This is a genomic window from Gordonia sp. p3-SID1431 (genome assembly GCF_025143765.1).
In the GTDB taxonomy this organism is placed as follows: Bacteria; Actinomycetota; Actinomycetes; order Mycobacteriales; family Mycobacteriaceae; genus Gordonia; species Gordonia hongkongensis.
The window spans coordinates 16976-36372 of record NZ_JAMBDT010000048.1 but is presented as its reverse complement, the minus strand read 5'-3'; the positions used below and the strand labels follow the sequence as shown (position 1 = coordinate 36372).

At 68.3% G+C, this 19397-nt stretch carries 20 protein-coding genes; 12 read left to right on the top strand and 8 right to left on the bottom strand.

Annotated elements, in window-relative coordinates; translation table 11 throughout:
• Nucleotides 1–113 precede the first annotated feature (113 nt).
• Nucleotides 114–1208: an LLM class flavin-dependent oxidoreductase gene (locus tag M4D77_RS13705; protein WP_259936433.1), complete on the top strand. Its 1095-nt coding sequence runs from the start codon at nucleotides 114–116 to the stop codon at nucleotides 1206–1208.
• 37 nt (nucleotides 1209–1245) lie between these two features.
• Here M4D77_RS13705 and M4D77_RS13700 read toward each other — a convergent pair whose 3' ends face one another.
• The 3 genes from M4D77_RS13700 to M4D77_RS13690 all read right to left on the bottom strand — a co-directional run bounded on the left by M4D77_RS13700 (nucleotide 1246) and on the right by M4D77_RS13690 (nucleotide 3620).
• Complete coding sequence (locus M4D77_RS13700) at nucleotides 1246–2292, bottom strand: PHP domain-containing protein (RefSeq protein WP_259936432.1); 1047 nt, start codon at nucleotides 2290–2292, stop codon at nucleotides 1246–1248.
• 91 nt (nucleotides 2293–2383) lie between these two features.
• Nucleotides 2384–2728 carry an Lsr2 family protein gene (locus M4D77_RS13695; RefSeq protein ID WP_058252466.1) on the bottom strand — a complete coding sequence of 115 codons (345 nt, stop codon included), beginning with the start codon at nucleotides 2726–2728 and terminating at the stop codon, nucleotides 2384–2386.
• Between the two features lie 265 nt (nucleotides 2729–2993).
• Nucleotides 2994–3620, bottom strand: coding sequence for a hypothetical protein (locus tag M4D77_RS13690; protein WP_259936431.1), 627 nt, complete (start codon nucleotides 3618–3620; stop codon nucleotides 2994–2996).
• A 196-nt stretch (nucleotides 3621–3816) separates the two neighbouring features.
• On the opposite strand from M4D77_RS13690, the gene M4D77_RS13685 reads away from it, so the two are divergent.
• From M4D77_RS13685 to M4D77_RS13660, 6 genes are all read left to right on the top strand, one after another.
• Nucleotides 3817–4674, top strand: coding sequence for a rhodanese-related sulfurtransferase (locus M4D77_RS13685; protein WP_159371222.1), 858 nt, complete (start codon nucleotides 3817–3819; stop codon nucleotides 4672–4674).
• Complete coding sequence (locus M4D77_RS13680) at nucleotides 4674–5732, top strand: GTP-binding protein (protein WP_259936430.1); 1059 nt, start codon at nucleotides 4674–4676, stop codon at nucleotides 5730–5732. Before M4D77_RS13685 ends, M4D77_RS13680 begins: the two co-directional genes overlap by 1 nt.
• A gap of 197 nt (nucleotides 5733–5929) precedes the next feature.
• A complete protein-coding gene (locus tag M4D77_RS13675) occupies nucleotides 5930–6952 on the top strand; it encodes an N-acetylmuramoyl-L-alanine amidase (RefSeq protein ID WP_259936434.1) in 1023 nt (340 codons plus the stop codon).
• 83 nt (nucleotides 6953–7035) lie between these two features.
• A complete protein-coding gene (locus tag M4D77_RS13670) occupies nucleotides 7036–7959 on the top strand; it encodes an SDR family oxidoreductase (RefSeq protein ID WP_065631070.1) in 924 nt (307 codons plus the stop codon).
• Nucleotides 7956–8753 carry a fructosamine kinase family protein gene (locus tag M4D77_RS13665; protein WP_259936429.1) on the top strand — a complete coding sequence of 266 codons (798 nt, stop codon included), beginning with the start codon at nucleotides 7956–7958 and terminating at the stop codon, nucleotides 8751–8753. The genes M4D77_RS13670 and M4D77_RS13665 overlap by 4 nt, the downstream gene beginning before the upstream one ends.
• A gap of 20 nt (nucleotides 8754–8773) precedes the next feature.
• Nucleotides 8774–9358, top strand: a complete 585-nt coding sequence (locus M4D77_RS13660) for a nucleosidase (RefSeq protein WP_259936428.1) — start codon at nucleotides 8774–8776, stop codon at nucleotides 9356–9358.
• Between the two features lie 3 nt (nucleotides 9359–9361).
• Here M4D77_RS13660 and M4D77_RS13655 read toward each other — a convergent pair whose 3' ends face one another.
• The 4 genes from M4D77_RS13655 to M4D77_RS13640 all read right to left on the bottom strand — a co-directional run bounded on the left by M4D77_RS13655 (nucleotide 9362) and on the right by M4D77_RS13640 (nucleotide 13847).
• Nucleotides 9362–10267: a DUF6542 domain-containing protein gene (locus M4D77_RS13655; protein WP_259936427.1), complete on the bottom strand. Its 906-nt coding sequence runs from the start codon at nucleotides 10265–10267 to the stop codon at nucleotides 9362–9364.
• 4 nt (nucleotides 10268–10271) lie between these two features.
• Nucleotides 10272–11525, bottom strand: coding sequence for a DNA recombination protein RmuC (locus M4D77_RS13650; RefSeq protein ID WP_259936426.1), 1254 nt, complete (start codon nucleotides 11523–11525; stop codon nucleotides 10272–10274).
• Between the two features lie 57 nt (nucleotides 11526–11582).
• Nucleotides 11583–12209, bottom strand: coding sequence for a methylated-DNA--[protein]-cysteine S-methyltransferase (locus tag M4D77_RS13645; RefSeq protein WP_259936425.1), 627 nt, complete (start codon nucleotides 12207–12209; stop codon nucleotides 11583–11585).
• A gap of 84 nt (nucleotides 12210–12293) precedes the next feature.
• Nucleotides 12294–13847 carry a DNA-3-methyladenine glycosylase 2 family protein gene (locus tag M4D77_RS13640; RefSeq protein WP_259936424.1) on the bottom strand — a complete coding sequence of 518 codons (1554 nt, stop codon included), beginning with the start codon at nucleotides 13845–13847 and terminating at the stop codon, nucleotides 12294–12296.
• 118 nt (nucleotides 13848–13965) lie between these two features.
• Here M4D77_RS13640 and M4D77_RS13635 point away from each other — a divergent pair, with 118 nt between their 5' ends.
• The 5 genes from M4D77_RS13635 (at nucleotide 13966) to M4D77_RS13615 (ending at nucleotide 17897) form a co-directional block, all read left to right on the top strand.
• Nucleotides 13966–14304 carry a hypothetical protein gene (locus M4D77_RS13635; RefSeq protein WP_259936423.1) on the top strand — a complete coding sequence of 113 codons (339 nt, stop codon included), beginning with the start codon at nucleotides 13966–13968 and terminating at the stop codon, nucleotides 14302–14304.
• Nucleotides 14305–14388: 84 nt separating this feature from the next.
• Entirely contained in the window at nucleotides 14389–15687 is a 1299-nt protein-coding gene (locus M4D77_RS13630; protein ID WP_259936422.1) for an AI-2E family transporter, read from the top strand.
• 57 nt (nucleotides 15688–15744) lie between these two features.
• On the top strand, nucleotides 15745–16824 hold the full coding sequence (gene ychF / locus M4D77_RS13625; RefSeq protein ID WP_065631064.1) for a redox-regulated ATPase YchF: 1080 nt from the start codon (nucleotides 15745–15747) through the stop codon (nucleotides 16822–16824).
• A 7-nt stretch (nucleotides 16825–16831) separates the two neighbouring features.
• Nucleotides 16832–17323: a peptide-methionine (S)-S-oxide reductase gene (locus M4D77_RS13620; protein WP_259936421.1), complete on the top strand. Its 492-nt coding sequence runs from the start codon at nucleotides 16832–16834 to the stop codon at nucleotides 17321–17323.
• 136 nt (nucleotides 17324–17459) lie between these two features.
• Nucleotides 17460–17897, top strand: a complete 438-nt coding sequence (locus tag M4D77_RS13615) for a VOC family protein (RefSeq protein ID WP_165629776.1) — start codon at nucleotides 17460–17462, stop codon at nucleotides 17895–17897.
• A 16-nt stretch (nucleotides 17898–17913) separates the two neighbouring features.
• Here M4D77_RS13615 and M4D77_RS13610 read toward each other — a convergent pair whose 3' ends face one another.
• Complete coding sequence (locus M4D77_RS13610; RefSeq protein ID WP_259936420.1) at nucleotides 17914–19272, bottom strand: S1C family serine protease; 1359 nt, start codon at nucleotides 19270–19272, stop codon at nucleotides 17914–17916.
• Nucleotides 19273–19397 lie beyond the last annotated feature (125 nt).

Sequence of the window (19397 nt, the reverse complement as noted above, 5' to 3'; positions counted from 1 at the left end):
ATAGCTCCGCTATCCCTCCCTCCTCCGCCTTGCCAGACCACCGATCGCTCCACCGGATACCGGCCACCTATTTCCGAGACACACCACTAGTGGTGCGAGAAGGGAACACGCCCATGAGCCATTTCCACTGGTTTCTGCCGACCGCCGGTGACAGCCGCGGGATCGTCGGAGCCTCACATGCATCGGCGACGAAACGGCACCCTCCGGGTTACCGTGCGCCAGACCTGCCGTACCTGATCGATGTCGCACGCACCGCCGATCGGCTCGGCTACGAGAGTGTCCTGACCCCGACCGGAACCTGGTGCGAGGACGCGTGGCTGACCACGGCCGCCGCGATCACCCACACCGAGCAGTTGACTTTCCTCGTCGCATTCCGCCCCGGGCTGATCTCGCCGACCCTGGCAGCACAGCAGGCGGCGACGCTCCAGCGATTCTCGGGTGGACGGATCGCGGTCAACATCGTGACCGGCGGTGACGAGGTCGAGCAACGCCGGTTCGGTGACTGGGTCGACCACGACCGCCGTTACGCGCGCACCGACGAGTTCGTGCAGATCGTCGACCGGCTCTGGTCCGGTGAGACCGTCGACTTCGACGGAGAGTTCTACCGGATCGCCGGGGCGTTCCTCGCGGATCCGCCGACCGATCCACCGCGGATCTACTTCGGCGGGTCGTCGGACCCGGCACTGACCGTTGCGGCCTCGCGTGCCCAGGTCTACCTCACGTGGGGAGAGCCGCCGGCGGTGGCCGGAGAGAAGATCGCGGAGGTGGCGCGACGCGCCGAGACGGTCGGCCGGTCGCTCGAATACGGTGTGCGGCTGCATGTCATCGCCCGCGAGACCTCCGAGGAGGCGTGGCGGGTCGCCGACACACTGCTGCAGGGGATCTCCGACGAAGAGATCGAGACCGCGTTCGCCCTGCACTCGGTCTCGGACTCGACCGGTCAGCGTCGGATGGCCGAACTCCACGGCGGACGTCGCGATGCGCTCGAGATCCATCCCGGCTTGTGGGCGGGGGTCGGGCTCATCCGTGGGGGAGCCGGCACCGCGCTCGTCGGCAGCTACGACGAGGTCGCGGCGCTGATCGGCGAGTACGAATCCGAGGGCTTCTCCCACTTCATCCTGTCGGGCTATCCGCACATCGAGGAAGCACACTGGTTCGCCGAAGGCGTGCTGCCGGTGATCCGAGACCGGGTCGAGGCCCTGAGCTGACAGCACGTTCTGGGCTGCTCGGGCCCAGCGGGACAGGTCAGCGGGCGAGCCACTCCGACAACCGGTCCGACGACCATGTCGTGACGATCCGGTCGGGGTCGATGCCGTGGTCGACGGCCCGCCGCGCGCCGAGGATCTTGAAGTCGAGTTGCCCGGGTGCGTGGGCGTCGGAGTCGATCGCGAACAGGCAGCCCGCGTCGTCGGCGATCTCGATCAGTTCGTCGGGCGGGTCGACCCGCTCCGGACGGGAGTTGATCTCCACGATGGTGTCGTGGGCCGCGCAGGCGGCGAACACGGCCTCGGCGTCGAAGGTCGAGGGTGGGCGGTGGCCCCGGCCGCTCAGCACTCGCCGGCCGGTGCAGTGGCCGAGGACGTGCACCCGTGGATCGGAGACCGCGGCGATGAGCCGGTCGGTCATGGCGTCGTGCGCCATGCGCAGATTGGAGTGCACGGATGCGGTCACGACGTCGAGCCGGGAGATCATCTCGTCGGTCTGATCGAGCGTTCCGTCGTCGAGGATGTCGATCTCGATTCCACGGAAGAGACGAAAGTTGCTGCTGTGACCGGTGTTCCAGTTGTCGATCGCCTCGATCTGGGCGGCGAGCCGTTCCGGGCTCAGTCCGTTCGCGACCGTGAGGCGCGGCGAGTGGTCGGTGATCGCGAGCCAGTCGTGGCCGGAGGCCTCCGCAGCCGCGGCCATCTCGTCGATGGGCGCCCCGCCGTCGCTCCAGTCGGTGTGGGCGTGCAGGTCGCCGACAACGGCCTCCACGAGGCCCTCGGCGCCGCCGGGGGCGAGGGGTGGATCTTCGCCCTGCAAACGTGCGAGGTACCCCGGTAGCTCACCGTCGGCGGCCTCGGCGATGACCGCCGCGGTGGTCTTGCCGATTCCCTTGATCGCGGTGAGAGTGCCGGCGACAGCCCGTGCGTGTAGCTCGGACGGGTCGAGTCCGGCGGCCGCCTGCCCGGCGCGGCGGAAGGCCTCCACGCGGTACGTGCTCTCCCGGCGACGCTCGAGCAGCCACGAGATGCGCTCGAGTGCGCGAATCGGGTCCACCGGAGCCGACAGCGGGGTCAGGGGCCTCATCGGCGAACAGCCCTTTCAACGCCTGTTGCCCGGCACGCGAAAGGCGGCCGGGCAACAGGTCTCATGTGTGATGACGGTCAGGTCTGACCGATCAGTGTGCGGCTTCGAAGGCCTCGATGATGCTCTGCGGGATGCGACCGCGATCACTCAGTTCGTAACCTTCGCGGATGGCCCACTCGCGAATCGCCTTGGTGGTCTCCTTGTTGCGTCCGCCCCCGGTCGCAGTCGACGCCGTTGCGGTGCGCTTGGTCACGCGACCGGTCTGGCGGGAGATGTCGAGGTACTTCGACAGCGAATCGCGGAATTGCTGCGCGTGCTTCGACGAAGTGTCGAACTCGTAGTTCTTTCCATCGAGTGACCACCGGACGGTTTCGTACTGATCTAGCACCTTACCGTCGAGATCGTCGATGACCTGAACGATTTCCTTTTTCGCCATGAATTGCTTGTCCCCTCGAATTGTGTCATCCGACCAAGACGGACGTGCAAGGCCTGAAAACCTGCGTCCCCCCGTTTTGATCTATTCCAACTGTGCACAGCTTAGACCCAAACCATGAGTACTTGCTGAGAACCCCCGCCTAGACCATAAATCATTGAATAGCGTTAGGGAAGTCGAGACACGGCCGTTTGTTAACCAGTCGGATCCACGCTGGTGTCGACGGCGGGTTACGCGCAGTGGCGGTCCGGTTCGAAGTAGGTGTGCGCTAGCTCGTGGGCACTGCCCCGGTCGTCCGCCGGGACGATTCGTCCGATTCCTCCGGTGACACGCTCACCAACGCTTCGGGTGCCCGATCCGCTGCATAGATGGTTTGGTAACCGTTCGGGGTGATTGCGAATCCTGATTGAGAACGCGATTCGAGACAGAACATACCGACGGTCTCAACGAGACAAGAAAATCGCGATATCGAAATAGTGCGACCGAAGTCGACAATCGAACTGCGATACAGAACGGGATATCGATTGGCGCACGCACCGCGCTGCGGTCCATCCGGTCCCAGGACGGCGTAATCCCGAGCCCAGTCGCAGGCGCCCGACGCGGACGACGGACGTTCCGCCGAGGAATCGTCGTCCGCATCCTCATCGATCCGACAGGCGAGGGCCGACGACCCGTTGGTACCGGTCGAGCAGTTCACCGCCCGATCCGGCGTCGAGAAATGGAAACCGGACGAGTCCTGCAGCGGCGAATCCTCCGTCACCGAGCCCTGGTGGAAACGCGAGTTGTCGACGCGTGGTGCCATTGCGACGACTCGCCCGATTGTCCAGTCGGGCAGATTCCGTGCCGAGTCCTCGCCAGTGGTCGATGTCGTCGACGAGGACTCGATTTCGGTCACCGTCGACAACTCGTCGGTGGGCGGAATGACGATTCGGGACGGGCCGGAGTCCGACGGCAGGGAGCATCCGGCGAGTGCGACCGAAACGGTCAGAGTCCCGATTGCCGCGGTTGCGCAGATCACGCGCAGAAATCGGCGGTCGCGGGACCGTGATGTGGATTCGGGGCGGGGTCGCCGATTTCCGTACCCTTGCACTGTGCCGACCCCCAAGATCGTCTTGTTCTACGTCTTCGTTCCGCTGCCCGATCCCGAGGCCATCCGGTTGTGGCAGCTGGCGGTGTGCGAGTCGCTCGGGGTCCGGGGCAGGATCATCGTGTCACGCCACGGGATCAACAGCACCGTCGGTGGCGACATCGCCGCGGTCAAACGCTACGTCAGGACGACCCGCGCGTACCCCGGGTTCGCGGGGGCGGACATCAAATGGTCCGACGGCACGGGCCGGGACTTCCCGCGGTTGAGCGTGCGCGTCCGGCCCGAGATCGTGACCTTCGGGGTTCCGGACGAGATCGAGGTCGACGAGAACGGGGTCGTCGGCACTGGAACCCGGCTGAGTCCGGAGCAGGTGCACGAGCTCGTGGACGCCCGCGGCGACGACGTGGTCTTCTTCGACGGGCGCAACGAGATCGAGGCAGAGGTCGGACGATTCGCCGGCGCGGTCACGACCAAGGCGCGCACCACCCGGGACTTCGTGCCGTTGATCGAGAGCGGCGCGTTCGATCACCTCAAAGACCGGCCGATCGTCACGTACTGCACGGGCGGCGTGCGCTGCGAGGTCCTCAGCACGGTGATGCGGAACCGCGGGTTCGCCGAGGTCTACCAACTCGACGGTGGCATCGTGCGTTACGGCGAGCGGTACGGCGACGATGGGCTCTGGCAGGGTTCGCTCTACGTCTTCGACGACCGCATGGGCGTGGAGTTCTCCGACCACGCGGAGGTGCTCGGCCGCTGCGTCGAATGCCGTCGTCCGACGAGCAATGTCGCCAATCACCCCGATCGGGACGGCCGCGACCTCGCCGTGATCTGTGCGGACTGTCTGGAACCCGACCGCCGGTGATGAGCGCTGCGAAGACCCCCGATCGCTGCGGTCCGGTTCCGGTCGTCGTGGTGGCCGGGTATCTGGGTTCGGGAAAGACGACACTGCTCAATTATCTGTTGCGGTCTGCCGGGCGCACCGGCACCCGGCTGGGCGTGCTGGTCAACGACTTCGGCAAGGTGAACATCGACGCGCTGCTCGTCTCGGCGCAGGCGGACGGCACGGTGAGCCTCGGGAACGGGTGCATGTGCTGCACCGTCGACGCCGACGGCCTCGCGGACGCGCTCACCTCGCTGGTTCGTCCGAGCGCGGGGATCGACGCCATCGTGATCGAGGCGAGCGGGATCGCCGAACCCAAAGCGCTCATCCGGATGGTGACGTCGGTGGCGGACGCACGACTCCGCTACGGCGGACTGGTCTACGTGGTCGACGCCGCGCACGTCGAGGAGGTGCGCGGTACGCATCCGGAGCTGGACTCGCACGTCGCGATCGCCGACCTCGTGCTCGTCAACAAGGTCGACCTGATCCCGGATGAGTCCCGGCGCGTCGTCGAAGAGCTTGTCGCACAACTCAATGCGACCGCACCGCGGGTGGCGACCCGGAATGCCGCGATCGATCCGGCGCTGCTGTTCGATGTCGTTCAGCGCGACGTCGCGCAGGCTCGGTCCGGCCAGATGGCTTTCGACGAGTTGCTGCTCGACGACGCGGGTCACGCTGACCACGAGCATCTGCACGCTGAATACGAGTCGGTGTCGTTCTCCAGCGACCGGCCGATGGATCCGCGGCGCCTGGCGCGATTTCTCGAACGTCCGCCCAGTGGCTGTTTCCGGATCAAGGGAATCGTCCACTTCGACGTACCGAGGCATCGGCAGCGGTTCGTCGTGCACGGAGTCGGCGGCTTCGTGCGCGTGATGCGCGAATCCTGGGAAGGGCGGCGTCCGGCCACCGAACTCGTCGCGATCGGGCGCGGTCTCGACGAGGCGGCCGTGCGCGCCGAGCTGGAGGCCGCCGTCGCCCGACCGGAGGACGCTGCGGACGAGAACGGCATCCTCGGAATCCTGCGACACCTGGCGGACTGACCCGCGACACGCTCGACACGCCGATCGTAGAGGTCACAGCTCCCTAACGAAATGCCGTTGTCCCAGGACGACCATTTCGGAATCCCGCGTTCGTTTGTTTCACTGTTATGTCTGTGACCAGAGTGACCAGTGGTACTCAACGGGAGGGAGTGAGGCAAGTGACCAGCGCCTCGGCGCGTCGCGGCCTCGACAGCGCAATGTTCCGAAAGACGACAGCCCAACGCCTCGCCACGATCGGCTTCGCCATGGTGGCCGCCACGTCGATGGCGGTCGCCTCGAACGTGGTCGCGGCACCCGCCGAAGCGGCCCCCGCCCGCGGGACGGCACTGGCGGGGAAGACGATCTTCCTCGACCCCGGTCACCAGGCCTCGGCCGCCGGTCACGACCTCAGGGCACAGGTGCCGGACGGGCGCGGTGGCAAGAAGGACTGCCAGACCAGCGGCGCGACCGGTGTGAACGGCGCCAAGGAGCACACGGTCAACTGGCAGATCGGGCAACTCGTGAAGGCCGGCCTCGAGAGCCAGGGGGCTCGTGTGGTCCTGAGCAGGCCGGACGACACCGGGTGGGGCGGTTGTGTGGACGAACGCGCCGCCGCGGCCAGTCGCTCCGGAGCCGCGGTCGCGGTCAGCCTGCATGCCGACTCGACGGCGCGGGGAGCCGACGAGTCCAAGAAGGGCTTCCACATGATCGTGCCGTCGCTGCCGGTCCCGGATGCCACCGTCGACCGCGTGCAGTCCGGCGAGGGACGCAAGGCCTCGACGACCATGCGCGACGCCTTCGTCAAGGCCGGGTTCCCGCCGGCGAACTATGCCGGCGTCCGCGACGGCATCCAGACCCGTCCCGACATCGCCGCGGTGAACCTGACCAAGGTCCCGGCGGTGTTCATCGAGATGGGCAACCTCGCCAACCCCGGTGAGGCCAAGGCGCTCGCCGGCCGGGACGGTCAGGTCAAATACGCCATGGCGATCACCGACGGCATCCTGAACTACGTCAACGGAAACGCCGCCACCGGAGCGGGCCCGGCGCCGTCGGTGCCGACGGACGACGCCAGCGGACTGTCCTCGGTCATCCCCTTCGTCGAGCAGCTCCTCGCCACCGAGGACCCCGAAGCCGTGGCGCGGCTGCTGATGACCCAGGGCCAGGACGTGTCCGCACAAGTGCTCAAGGCGATGCTGACCATCGTCTACGCGCTCTTCGACGGGAAACTGCCGATCGGCTGACGTCGCCGGCGCGCGGCCCGATCCGGCGTGGGCGATCCGTCGATTGGCTGAGGTCCGCCGCGGCGGACGGCTAACCTCGCGTCATGGGTCTCAAAGAGCTGCTGTTCATGGACACCCCGGTGCCGTCGCTGCGTGGCCGCAAGGTCCTCATCACCGGCGCGGCGAGCGGAATCGGCAGGGCCACCGCCCAGGCCGCCGCCGCCCGGGGCGCCGAACTGGTGCTCACCGACCTGCACGCGGATCAGCTCGACGAGGTCGTCGCGGCCATCACCGCGGCCGACGGAACGGTCCTCTACCACGTGGCCGGGGACGTCTCGGACTTCGACTGGGTGGCCGGGTTCGCCCGCCAGGTCGACGCCGAGGTCGGCGTCATGGACGTGGTGATGAACATCGCCGGGATCTCGGCGTGGGGAACGGTGGAGAATCTCGAACACCGGCACTGGCGGAAGCTGGTCGACGTCAACCTGATGGGGCCGATTCACATCATCGAAAGCTTTGTGCCGCAGATGATCCGACGGGGGCGCGGTGGACACATCGTGAACGTCTCCTCGGCCGCCGGACTGCTGGCGCTGCCCTGGCACGCCGCATATAGCGCCAGCAAGTTCGGGCTGCGGGGCGTGTCGGAGGTTCTTCGATTCGATCTGCGGCGTCACGGGATCGGGGTGTCCCTGGTATGCCCCGGCGGGGTGGACACGCCACTGGTCGACTCCGTGGAGATCGTCGGCATCGACCGCGAGAACCCGCGGGTCAAGGCCGCCATCAACGGATTCCACAAGGTCGCGGTGTCGCCCGACGTGGCGGCGGCGGCGATCCTGACCGGGATTCGCAAGAACCGCTTCATGGTCTACACCTCGTTCGACATCCGGTTCGGGTACTGGTGGGCGCGAAAGTTCGCACTGCCGTATGAGATCGCGATGCGAGTCGCCAACGATCGTTTCGACCGGCTCGCGCGAGTGAGTGCGAAGAGTCTCGAGGCGACGGCGACCGACGAGCATTCCTCCCGGTGAGTCCCGCCTTCACCAAGGCGCTGCGCGAGAGCGGCCCGCGGGGCGGTCATCCCGACTTCTTCGCGGCCGAAGCCGCCGGGTTGCGTTGGCTGTCGGCGTCGGGAGCGCCTGTCGTACAGGTGATCTCGGTGAGCGAAGACGCCATCGAACTCGAACGCCTCGAACGCGGTCGGCCATCGCCCGGAGCGGCACGGGAGTTCGGGGCCGCGCTCGCTCGGATGCACGACGCGGGCGCCCCGCAGTTCGGTTCCCCGCCTGCCGATGCGGACGGAACACCGTTCTCCGGTCAGCTGTTCATCGGTCGCCGAGAGTTGAGCTCGGTCGAATACCGGTCGTGGGGTGAGTTCTATGTCCGGGAACGGGTGGAACCGTATCTGGCCCCGGCACGCGCGGCCGGCAACCTCACGACCGAGGACGAGGACGCGGTCCGCGACGCATGTGCCCTGATCGCGGACGGCGTGTTCGACGACGACGAGGGGCCGGCACGCATCCACGGCGACCTCTGGAACGGGAATGTGATGTGGACTCCGCGGGGCGTGGTGATGATCGACCCGGCCGCGCACGGCGGTCATCGGGAGACCGATCTGGCGATGCTCGCACTGTTCGGGTGCCCGCACCTCGATGCGGTCCTCGACGGATATCGAGACGAGCACCCGCTCGTCCCCGGCTGGCAGGACCGCGTCGACGTCCACCAACTGCATCCGCTCGCCGTGCACGCGGCCGGCCACGGACCCGGATACGGCTCGTCGCTGGGCCGCGCGGCGCGGGCGTCCGCCGCGCTCGCCCGCGGCTGACACACGCCATAATCGTCGGCGTGACTCACAACGCGCTGCCCCGACCCGGTGTCCTCGTCGTCTCGGCGACGCGGGCCGAGGCCCGACATGTGCCGCCCGGGATGCGGGTGCTCGTGACGGGCATCGGCAAGGTGCGCGCGACGATGGCGCTGAGCCGGGAACTCGCCGGCGGGGCGCCGGTCTCCGAGGTCATCAACATCGGTACCGCGGGGGCCCTGCGCGACGGTGTGAGCGGCGACGCCGAGTTGGGTCTGTTCCTCCCGTCGGCCGTGCTCGAGCACGACATCAGCAGCACCGAACTACGGGCGATGGGTTACGAGATGACCGACCGCTGGGAGCTACCCGGCGGCGACGGAACGGTGCTGGCGTCCGGGGACACCTTCGTCGCGGATCCGGTTCGTCGGCGCGAACTCGCCCGGCATGCCCACCTCGTCGACATGGAGGGGTGCGCGGTCGCCCACGTGAGTGCCGAGTTCGGCGTGCCCTGCCGCCTGATCAAGGCGGTCACCGACAACGCGGACGAGGGTGCGGTGGAGTGGCCCGCGCTCGTCGACGCCGCAGCGCGTCGGCTGGGGCGTTGGCTGGAACGCAACGTCGCGAGCTGAGGCTCAGGACCGCGTGTCGGCGACTCCGGCCGGGGGGATGTCGGTTGCCGACTCGTACGTCGGGATGTCCGGGCGTCGCGGCGCGGGCGTGGCGTCCGACGGCGTGAGGTCGGGGGCCGCGAGGTCGGCGACAGTAGGTCGCGGCGCGCCCGATGCGGTACGCGAACCCTTCGTCGCCGAGCGGGACGTCGCGGACGGCCGGTCCGAGGCTCCGGTCGAACGCGGTTTCGGTCGCGATCCCGGCGCGGCCTTGGTCGAGAAGGGCGAAGACTGCGCTGCCGATCGGTTCTTCTCGGGAGACGCCGACGGGGCCTCGGTAGCGGCTCCGGACGAGCCGGGCCCCTTGGCGCGACGATGCGTTGCCGCGCGGCCCGAGGGCCGGTCGGCGTCGCCGCTCCCGGCCGCGGACCTGCTCGGGGGCGTCCTGCCCGCCTTGTCGCGACCCGCGGCCCGGCGTTTCGCCGGCTCGGCGGCCTCGCGGGTCAGGAACCACCGGGCGAGCACGATCCCCAGGGTCACGAGGAACGTCGTCAACATCCAGGGGAAGTCCGCCGCGATGGGGAGCAGGACATTGAAGACGAGGCTCTTCAGTCCCGACGACGCCTGCTCGGAATTGAGTCCGTACAGCGTGACGATGCTGACGAAGAAGGCGATGAGCGGGGGCTGCGCGGCGGCGGTGAACAGGGCACGACGACGCACCGCCAGCGCGGCGATCACACATCCGACGAGGTAGCAGAACTTGTAGATCGAGCCCAGCGAATCGTTGCTGCCGGCGTCGATGGCCGCACCGAGGCCCGTGATCCCGGTGGCCAGGAGAACGGCGCCCCACCACGGCACACCGCGGACCGCGGGCAGTACCGACTGCTGGTCCAGTGGTACCGCGGTTTGGAGACGTTGCGGGGAAGGCACATGGTCACGGTACCGGGTCCTCGACAGAAATCGTTTCACCCCCGGACCGGGGCGTCGATGCCGCCTCCGGCGCCGTCCCAGGCCCGGCGGTCGGCCCCGCCGGGCGGCAGGTGTCGTGGATCACCGGTGGTCGTGGGGCGTCCGGGACATCGCCCAGCGCGTCGAGCTCGGCCAACCGGCGTGCGGTGACGCCGAGGCGACTGTCCACCGAACCGATCGTCGAGTTGTAGGCGTCGACCGTGCGCTGCAGCGACGTGCCGAGGGTGCCGAGGTGAGTGAGCACCCCGGCGAGCCGCTGATGGAGCTGCAGACCGAGATCATGGATGACCGCGGCGTCGCGAGCCATCGCATCGTGACGCCATCCCAGTGCGACGGTCCGTAGCAACGCGATGAGGGTGGTCGGGGTGGCGATGACGACGTTGCGTGCGAAGCCGAATTCGAGGAGGTCGGGGTCGGTGCGGGCGGCGGCTTCCAGGACGACGTCGCCGGGCACGAACAGCACCACCATCTCCGGTGTGTTGTCGAAGGCGGACCAGTAGGACTTAGCGGACAGTCGTGCAATGTGCGCGCGCAGGGCGCGAGCATGTTCGCGGATGAGTTTGTCGCGAACGGACGTGTCGGTGGCCTCGGCCGCCCGCAGGTAGGCGTCGAGGGGCACCTTGGCGTCCACGACGATGTCGCGGCCGCCGGCGAGGTGGACGACGAGGTCCGGCCGCAGCGTCGTGGCACCCCGGCCGTTTCCCGAACCGTTCGGATCGGCGGGGTCGGTGACCGACACCTGGGTGCTGAAGTCGCAATGCTTGGTCATGCCGGCGAGCTCGACCACGCGCTCGAGCTGGACCTCACCCCATCGGCCGCGGGCGTGCGGGCTGTGCAACGCGTTGGCCAGCTGGCGGGTCTGGTCGTTGAGCGCGATCGACGCCGAGTGGATCCCGCGCACCTGCTCGGTCAGTCCGGCGTACGCGCCGATCCGGTTGTTCTCGACCCGGCGCAGTTCGTCGGCGAGCTGGGCGAGGTTGGCGCGCAACGGCTCGACGATGTGCGCAACCGAGCTGCCGATCGCCGACGACTGCCGGCGTGCCGCGTCTTCGGTGGCCCACGACAACGAGGACGCGACGTCGTCGCGGGCGGCGCGCAGCATCTCCACCTCGGCGCGAGCCGCCGCCACGGTCGCGGCACTGCGAGCGGCGTGCGCCCACCAGCCCAGGGCGATCCCCAGGGCGAGGCCGACGACGAGCGAGAGGGCGGCAGCAGTCATGTCGTCGATGGTGTCGGACACCCCCGACAAGTTCGGCCGGACCGCGGGCGACGGGCACTATCGGTCGTCGGAACCGCTCCGCTCGTCCGGGCCGCTCCGCGCGCCGGCCTCGAAGTCGAGCAGCCACTGCTTGGTGGGCAGGCCGTAGCGGAAACCGCCAAGGCTTCCGTCGCTGCGCTTCACCCGGTGGCAGGGCACGAACAGGGCAGCCGCGTTGCGCGCGCAGGCGGCTGCCGCGGCCCGGACCGCCGCCGGCTGACCGGCCAGTTCGGCGAAGCGGGTGTAGGTGACGGGGTCCCCGGCCTTGACCAGGCGCAGGGCGTCCCAGGCCGGACCGAGAAAGGTCCCGCCGGAACGTTGGACGACCGGAATCCGCGACGGCGCGGCGAGATCGCCGTCGTAGTACGCCGACACGGCGTCGGTGATGGTGCCGAGCGCGGCCGACGGCTGGACCGATTCCGGGCGTAGCGCGCGGTGGACGAGCGCCATCAGGTAGGCGGGATCGTCGGTCCACCCCGACGCCAGGACCCGGTGGTCGGGATCGGCAACTACGGTGAACGCCCCGTTGGGAGTGGTGACGGTGGCATAGCCGCCGACTGTCGTTGTGTGACCGATGGATTGGGCACTCCCCGGTTCAGGGGTGTCGGGCCCGGAGGCGGCGGTGGTGGTGGTCGGTGCGGACATTGTCGCTCCTTGCGGATCGCTGGGGATGTGATCGGAAGAGAGATCGCTACGAGATGCCGGTCGTCGGAGTCTGCTCACTGCTCGTCACACGGCCTGTCCGGCGGCGTCGAGTCGGTGTCGCCACAGGTGCATGGTCGCGTACGAGCGCCACGGTGCCCAGTGCCGCGTGTCCCGCAGATCGATCCCGAGGTCGGCGGCTGCCCGGACGACCACGAGGTCGTTCGTGAGCAGGACGTCGGGATCGCCGGTGACTCGCATCGTGACGATGTCGGCGGTCCAGGGGCCGATGCCGGGCAACTCGAGAAGCTGGGCACGAAGATCAGACGCATCGACCCCCACATGCGGTTCCACCCGACCTTCGGCGAGTGCCGCCGCGACGCCGATCACGGCATCGATCCGCCGCCGCGGGCCGCGGAGGACCTCGTGTCCGCGGGCGGCGATGACACCCGGCGTCGGGAAGGACTTCGACGCCGGACCGTCGACTGTCGTCGCCGTCTCGGACGGGGTGGCGAAGGCGTCGCCGACCGGTTCGCCGAGGGCCTCGACGAGCCGGTTCACCTGGTTGCGCGCGGCGGCGAGACTCACCTGCTGACCGAGCATGGTCCGGATGATCGTCTCGGCCGGGTCGAGGCTGCCGGGCGCACGGAGGCCCGGCGCCTGGCGCAGCAGCCGCTGCATCGTGGCGTCGGCGGCCAGTGCGTCCTCGGCCGCGGTGATGTCGGCGTCGAGGTCGAGCAGACGCCGGATCCGGTTGACCGCGACCCCCACGTCACGCATGTCCAGTCCGTGGAGGGCGACGACGGCGTGGTCGTCCTGCGGCTCCACCTCCGCCGACGCTGTTCGGTGGGGTAGGGCGAGGACCCGGCGGTAACGCCAGCCGTGCGGACTGTCCGGGGCGTCGACGACGGATTCGACCCCGGCCACGGCGTGCGCGTCCAGGAACCAGCGTATCCATGGCCAGCGATACGGCGCGCGGAACGGCAGGCGCAGGGTGACGCTTCCCGGGGCGGAATCGGTGCCGATCGCATCCTTCCTGCGGCTGTGCAGGCGTCGAAGCTCGGTGGGGTTGAGCCCGAAAACCGCGCGGACGGTGTCGTTGAACTGGCGCACGCTGGCGAATCCGGCGGCGAACGCGACGTCGGTCATCGGCATCGTCGTGCACTGGATGAGCACGCGGGCGTTGGTGGCGCGATGTGCTCGGGCGAGCGCGAGCGGCCCGGCTCCGAGATGCCGGGTCAGCACGCGGGTGAGGTGCCGGGGTGAATACCTCAGACGCGCCGCGAGTCCGTCGACCCCTTCGCGCTCGACGACGCCGTCGGCGATGAGCCGCATCGCGCGAGCCGACATGTCGGCGTTGATGTTCCACAGCGGGGACCCCGGAACGGCGTCGGGCGCGCAGCGTCGGCAAGCACGGAAACCCTGCTGCTGGGCGGCCGCCGCGGTGAGGACGAACGCCACGTTGGCGGGCCGGGGGGTCTGTGCCGGACACGACGGACGGCAGTAGATGCCGGTGGTGCGGACCGTCACGAAGAACTGACCGTCGAAGCGGGCGTCGCGGGCCTGCACTGCGCGATAACACCGGTCGAAGTCCGGCGCGAAACCCCCGGTGTCGGGTTCTGTTGCGGTGCCTGTGCTCACCCGTCCACTGTGTCATCCGTCGACGTCCCGGTCTGGCGGGAATCGGACATCGCGACGGCATCCCACTGAGCGGACGAAAAGTGTGATCTGGGTTACATGTCTGTGGCAGCATGGCGCCATGACCACCCGGTTCGATGGCCGCCGCAGAAGTCGGCACGACGACCAGTCCCTGTCCGGACTCCCCGCGTGGGGGCTGGAGATGATGATGGGCCTCTACGGCCCGGAGACGATCAGGCGTGCCTGCGCCGAGGAAACCGAGCTCGGCATCACGGCGCGGGCCGAGCGGGTCGCCCCGGCCGCCGGATGCGCTCCGTCGTCGGCCGAGCCCCCGCCGCGATCGGACGCCGGGCCAGCCGGGCGCGACGACCCCCCGGTCGTCTTCAACCAGGTCGACGCCGAACTCGAGGCCATCAACTCGCTGGTTCGCTACCTCGGACGGAAGTTCCGCCGCCGCTGATCATGTCGTCGGACGGACCACATGTTCGTACGACCGTCGCCGCGTCGATGTCGCATTGTCATGCCGATGTGTGAGGATCCTCGGGTGACCGACAGCTCGGACGATCAGCGCGCGGACGACTCGTCCGCCGACGCAAGACCAGACACCACCAAGGTCGGTGCCGACGCCGTCCTCGGCGGCGATGCGGTGCTCGGCGGCGGTGAGAAGACGTATCCGACCCGGCTCCAGGTGATGATGACCGGCCTGCGGTCGTGCGCGACGGTCGGCGCGCAGATCGTGTTGGTGGCCGCCGCGCTGTGGGTGCTGTTCTGGTTGCTCGGCAAGTTCTGGGTGATCCTGTTGCCGGTCCTCCTGGCCATCATCGGGTGCACGATCCTGTGGCCGCCGGTGCGGTGGATGCGCAACAAGGGCGTGCCGGCCGCCGCGGCGTCGTTCCTGATGATGCTCATCGGACTGGGTGTGTTCGCCGGTGTGATCGGGCTGATCGTCCCGTCGGTCGTCGACCAGGCGCCCGAACTGGCGAGCCGTGCGACCGACGGTGTGGAGCGTCTGCAGGACTGGGTGCAGGGTCCGCCGCTGAACGTCGACGACCAGCAGCTCGACAACATGGTCAGCACCATCACCGACCGACTGCAGTCGAGCGCGTCGACCATCGCGGCCGGCGTGTTCAGCGGCGTCGGAACGGCGACGTCGCTGCTGATCACGATGTTCACGTCGCTCGTGCTCGTGTTCTTCTTCCTCAAGGACGGTCCGAAGTTCGTGCCGTGGCTCGACCGCACCGTCGGCAAGCCCTCGGGCAACCACCTCGGTGAGGTGCTGACCCGCATGTGGAACAGCCTCGGCGGCTTCATCCGCACACAGGCGATCGTGAGTTTAGTCGACGCCGCGCTGATCGGTCTCGGTCTGTTCATCCTGGGCGTCCCGTTGGCGTCTGTGCTGGTGGTCATCACCTTCCTCGGCGGATTCATCCCGATCGTGGGTGCCTTCGTCGCCGGCGCGCTCGCGGTGTTGATCGCACTCGTGTCCAACGGTCTGACCACGGCCCTGATCGTGCTGGGCATCATCCTCGCGGTGCAGCAACTCGAGGGGAACGTGCTCCAGCCGTGGTTGCAGTCGAAGTCGATGGATCTGCACGCGGTGATCGTGCTGCTGTCGGTGACCTTGGGCGGCACGTTGTTCGGTATCACCGGCGCGTTCCTCGCGGTTCCCGCCGTGGCCTCGCTCGCCGTGGTGCTCCGCTACCTGAACGAGCAGATCGCCGAGCGGGCCGGCGAGTCGTTGCCACCCGCGAACACACCGGTGACGACCCAGGTCGGTGTTCCGAACGATGACCCGCCGAAGGATCCCCCGAACCCGGTGAAGGGGTTGCTCGACCGGGACTGACTCCTCGGACCGACGCCCCGCCGGGCGTCGCGCTGCCTGCCGATAGACTGGGCGCCCGTGAGTCTCACCCTGGGAATCGTCGGTCTGCCCAACGTCGGTAAGTCGACCCTGTTCAATGCCCTGACCCGTAACGACGTCCTCGCGGCGAACTACCCGTTCGCGACGATCGAGCCGAACGTCGGCGTGGTCGAACTGCCGGACAGCCGTCTCGGCCGCCTCGCGGAGATCTTCGGCAGCGAGCGGATCCTGCCCGCCACGGTGTCCTTCGTCGACATCGCCGGCATCGTGAAGGGTGCGTCGGAAGGTGAGGGCATGGGCAACCAGTTCCTCGCCAACATCCGCGAAGCCGACGCCATCTGCCAGGTGGTCCGGGTCTTCGACGACGGTGACGTCGTCCACGTCGACGGTCGCGTCGATCCTTTCGCCGACATCGAGGTCATCGAGACCGAGCTGATCCTGGCCGACATGCAGACGCTCGAGAAGGCCATCCCGCGTCTGGAGAAGGACGCGCGCAAGAACAAGGATCTGGCCGAGACCCTCGCCGCGGCGAAGAAGGCGCAGGAGATCCTCGACACCGGCAAAACACTGTTCTCGCAGAAGGATTCGTTCGACCTGGCGTCGGTGCGCGAGCTGCACCTGATGACCGCGAAGCCGTTCCTCTACGTCTTCAACTCCGACGAGGGTGTGCTCACCGACGACGCCCGCAAGGCGGAGCTGCGTGCCGCCGTCGCACCCGCCGACGCGGTGTTCCTCGACGCCAAGGTGGAGAGCGAACTCCTCGAACTCGACGAGGAGGACGCCCAGGAGCTGCTCGACTCCATCGGGCAGGACGAGCCGGGCCTGACCTCGTTGGCGCGCGCGGGTTTTCACACCTTGGGCCTGCAGACCTACCTCACGGCCGGCCCCAAGGAATCCCGCGCCTGGACCATCCACCAGGGCGACACCGCGCCCAAGGCGGCCGGTGTCATCCACACCGACTTCGAGAAGGGCTTCATCAAGGCCGAGATCGTCTCGTTCGACGACCTCGACGCCGCGGGCTCGATGGCCGCGGCCAAGTCCGCCGGCAAGGTGCGCATGGAGGGCAAGGACTACGTCATGAAAGACGGTGACGTCGTCGAGTTCCGGTTCAACGTCTAGACAAGCGATGACGTCCGTGCCGCCGAACGAGGAGATCTACCTCGCGGGCGGTTGCCTGTGGGGTGTGCAGGCATTCGTCGCGACGCTGCCGGGGGTGACCTTCACCGAGGCCGGCCGGGCCAACGGCGCGAGCCATACCCTCGACGGTGAGTACGACGGCTACGCCGAATGCGTGCGGACTCGGTTCGATCCGGCTGTCGTGAGCGTCGACCAGTTGGTCTCGCACCTCTTCGAGATCATCGATCCATACAGCGTGAACCGACAGGGGCCCGACGTCGGCGAGAAGTACCGCACCGGTGTGTATTCCGACCGGCCGGAGCACCTCGAACATGCGCGAGCCTTCATCGGTGCGCGGGCCGACGCGGATCGCATCGCCGTCGAGGTGCTTCCGCTGGCCAACTATGTGCGAAGCGCCGACGAGCACCAGGATCGGCTCGCCCGGTTCCCGGAGAGCGCGTGCCACCTCCCGAATGAGCTGTTGACGAAGTACCGCGACTGACGGTTCAGCAGTAGGTATCGCTCAGCGATACCCACTGCTGAACCCTCCACGCCGAGTGCCCGACTATCCCCGGCCGGCCGTGCACGGTCTCGCGACACGCTCATGGCCGTCGCCCATCGTTGCTAGCGTGACCTCCATGCCCATCACACTCGAGAACGTCGCCATCGCCGTGCGCGACCTCGACGCCGCGATCGCCTTCTTCACCGACCTCGGTCTCGACGTCATCGGCCGGGACACGGTCCGCGGGGAGTGGGCCGACACGGCGGTCGGGCTCGACGGCAACCACGTGAAGATGGCGATGCTGCAGACCCCCGACGGTCACGGGCGGCTCGAACTCTTCGAGTACATCCATCCCGAGGCCATCGAGACGCCACCCACGCAGCCCAACGACATCGGGATGCACCGGGTGGCGTTCTCGGTCGACGACATCGACGAGGCCCTCGAGGTGGCGGCACGGCACGGGTGTCATCCCGTGCGCGGCGTCGCCACCTACGAGGACGTGTACAAACTGACCTACGTGCGCGGGCCGAGCGACATCCTCGTCATGCTCGCCCAACGACTCTCGCCGGGCTGATCCGGCGCAGCTCGGGTCACGGGTTCTGGCCGAAGGGGTTGCCGCCGAACGGCAACGGGGAACCGCCCGATCCGCTGCCGGATTCCGGCACCGTCGTCTCCTGCTCGTCGACGGCACTGCCCAGCTTCACCTGGACCGTCCGGGCACCCGAACCGGAACCGATGGTCACCGGCACGGTCTCACCCGGCTCGTGGGTGAGGATCTGCGCCATGAGGTCGGCGTAGTCGGAGACGATGGTGTCCCCGACCTTGGTGATGACGTCGCCCTGCCGGATACCTGCATCTGCCGCGGGCCCGCCACGCTGCACCGACGAGACGGTCGCGCCCTCGGTCCGGTCGCCGGCCGACAGTGAACCCGACACTCCCATCACGGGTTTGGTGGCCTGACCGTCCTGCAACAGTTCATTGGCGATGCGCTTGGCGGTGTTGATCGGGATCGCGAAACCCAACCCGAAGGACTGCGGTCCACCGGACGCGGCCTGGCCGGTGTCCACCGCCGAATTGACCGCGATCACCTGCCCTTGCAGATTCACCAGTGGCCCACCGGAATTGCCGGGGTTGATGGGGGTGTCGGTCTGCAGGCCGTTGTACACGGTGAGCGACGAGCCACTGGCGTCGCCGGCGGTCACCGTCCGCGACAGCGCGCTGACGATGCCGGAGGTCACCGTGTTGGTCAGGCTGTCCGGGCTGCCGACGGCGACCACCTGTTGGCCGACCTTCAGCGCATCCGAATCACCGAGTGCCGCCGGGGTCAGTCCCGACGCACCCTCGAGCTTGATGACCGCGAGATCGTACGACGGGGCGTTACCGGTGACGGTGGCGTTGTGTTGATGCCCGTCGCCGGTGGTGACGACGATCGTGCTGCCGGAGCCGGCCCCGGCGACGACGTGGTGGTTCGTCAGGACGTAACCGTCGGGGGAGAGGACGATACCGCTGCCCACCGACGTGCCGTTCGCGGTCTGGACCTTGATGTCGGCCGTCGACTTCGACGCCACGCTCGCGGCATACGTCACCGAGCCGGGTTGCGCGTCGGCGGCATTGGCCGCGGCGGCCGGTTGCGAGTTGAGGATCGGTACCGACGCGGCGTCGTGCCCGAGCAGCGAACTGCCTCCCATGCCGACGGCGCCGCCGAGCAGTCCCGCGAGGAGCGCGGTGACGATGATCGGCTTCGTCACGCCGGCACGCTGCCGCGCGACCGGAGGAGGCGGCGGGGGTGAGACGAATGGCGGCGGGGTGGCCTGCGGGTTCATCGCCCAGGGCCCGGGCGGCGGCACCGGTCCGCGCGGCGGCGCAAAGGGTTCGGTGATCGGGTCGTGGTCGTCGTCGGGCATGGGGGTCTGGGGCGTGTTCACGGCACCACGATGCCTGCGCCTCATGTGAACAGAGCTATCGAAATCCTGCGGATTTGCTGACAAGCTCGACGCGGACTCTCAGGTGTCTCTGACCTGTCCACTGCGGATTTCCCGCGCCACGAGATATCAGTGTCGACCGAATGTGGTTC

Bases quoted from the DNA above. Each gene is read 5' to 3' on its own strand.
- M4D77_RS13700 (WP_259936432.1), bottom strand. From the start codon at position 2,292: ATGAGGCCCCTGACCCCGCTGTCGGCTCCGGTGGACCCGATTCGCGCA.
- M4D77_RS13620 (WP_259936421.1), top strand. From the start codon at position 16,832: ATGACGTCCGTGCCGCCGAACGAGGAGATCTACCTCGCGGGCGGTTGC.
- M4D77_RS13680 (WP_259936430.1), top strand. From the start codon at position 4,674: ATGAGCGCTGCGAAGACCCCCGATCGCTGCGGTCCGGTTCCGGTCGTC.
- M4D77_RS13675 (WP_259936434.1), top strand. From the start codon at position 5,930: ATGTTCCGAAAGACGACAGCCCAACGCCTCGCCACGATCGGCTTCGCC.
- M4D77_RS13615 (WP_165629776.1), top strand. From the start codon at position 17,460: ATGCCCATCACACTCGAGAACGTCGCCATCGCCGTGCGCGACCTCGAC.
- M4D77_RS13670 (WP_065631070.1), top strand. From the start codon at position 7,036: ATGGGTCTCAAAGAGCTGCTGTTCATGGACACCCCGGTGCCGTCGCTG.
- M4D77_RS13705 (WP_259936433.1), top strand. From the start codon at position 114: ATGAGCCATTTCCACTGGTTTCTGCCGACCGCCGGTGACAGCCGCGGG.
- M4D77_RS13610 (WP_259936420.1), bottom strand. From the start codon at position 19,272: ATGAGGCGCAGGCATCGTGGTGCCGTGAACACGCCCCAGACCCCCATG.
- M4D77_RS13635 (WP_259936423.1), top strand. From the start codon at position 13,966: ATGACCACCCGGTTCGATGGCCGCCGCAGAAGTCGGCACGACGACCAG.
- M4D77_RS13645 (WP_259936425.1), bottom strand. From the start codon at position 12,209: ATGTCCGCACCGACCACCACCACCGCCGCCTCCGGGCCCGACACCCCT.
- M4D77_RS13650 (WP_259936426.1), bottom strand. From the start codon at position 11,525: ATGACTGCTGCCGCCCTCTCGCTCGTCGTCGGCCTCGCCCTGGGGATC.
- M4D77_RS13695 (WP_058252466.1), bottom strand. From the start codon at position 2,728: ATGGCGAAAAAGGAAATCGTTCAGGTCATCGACGATCTCGACGGTAAG.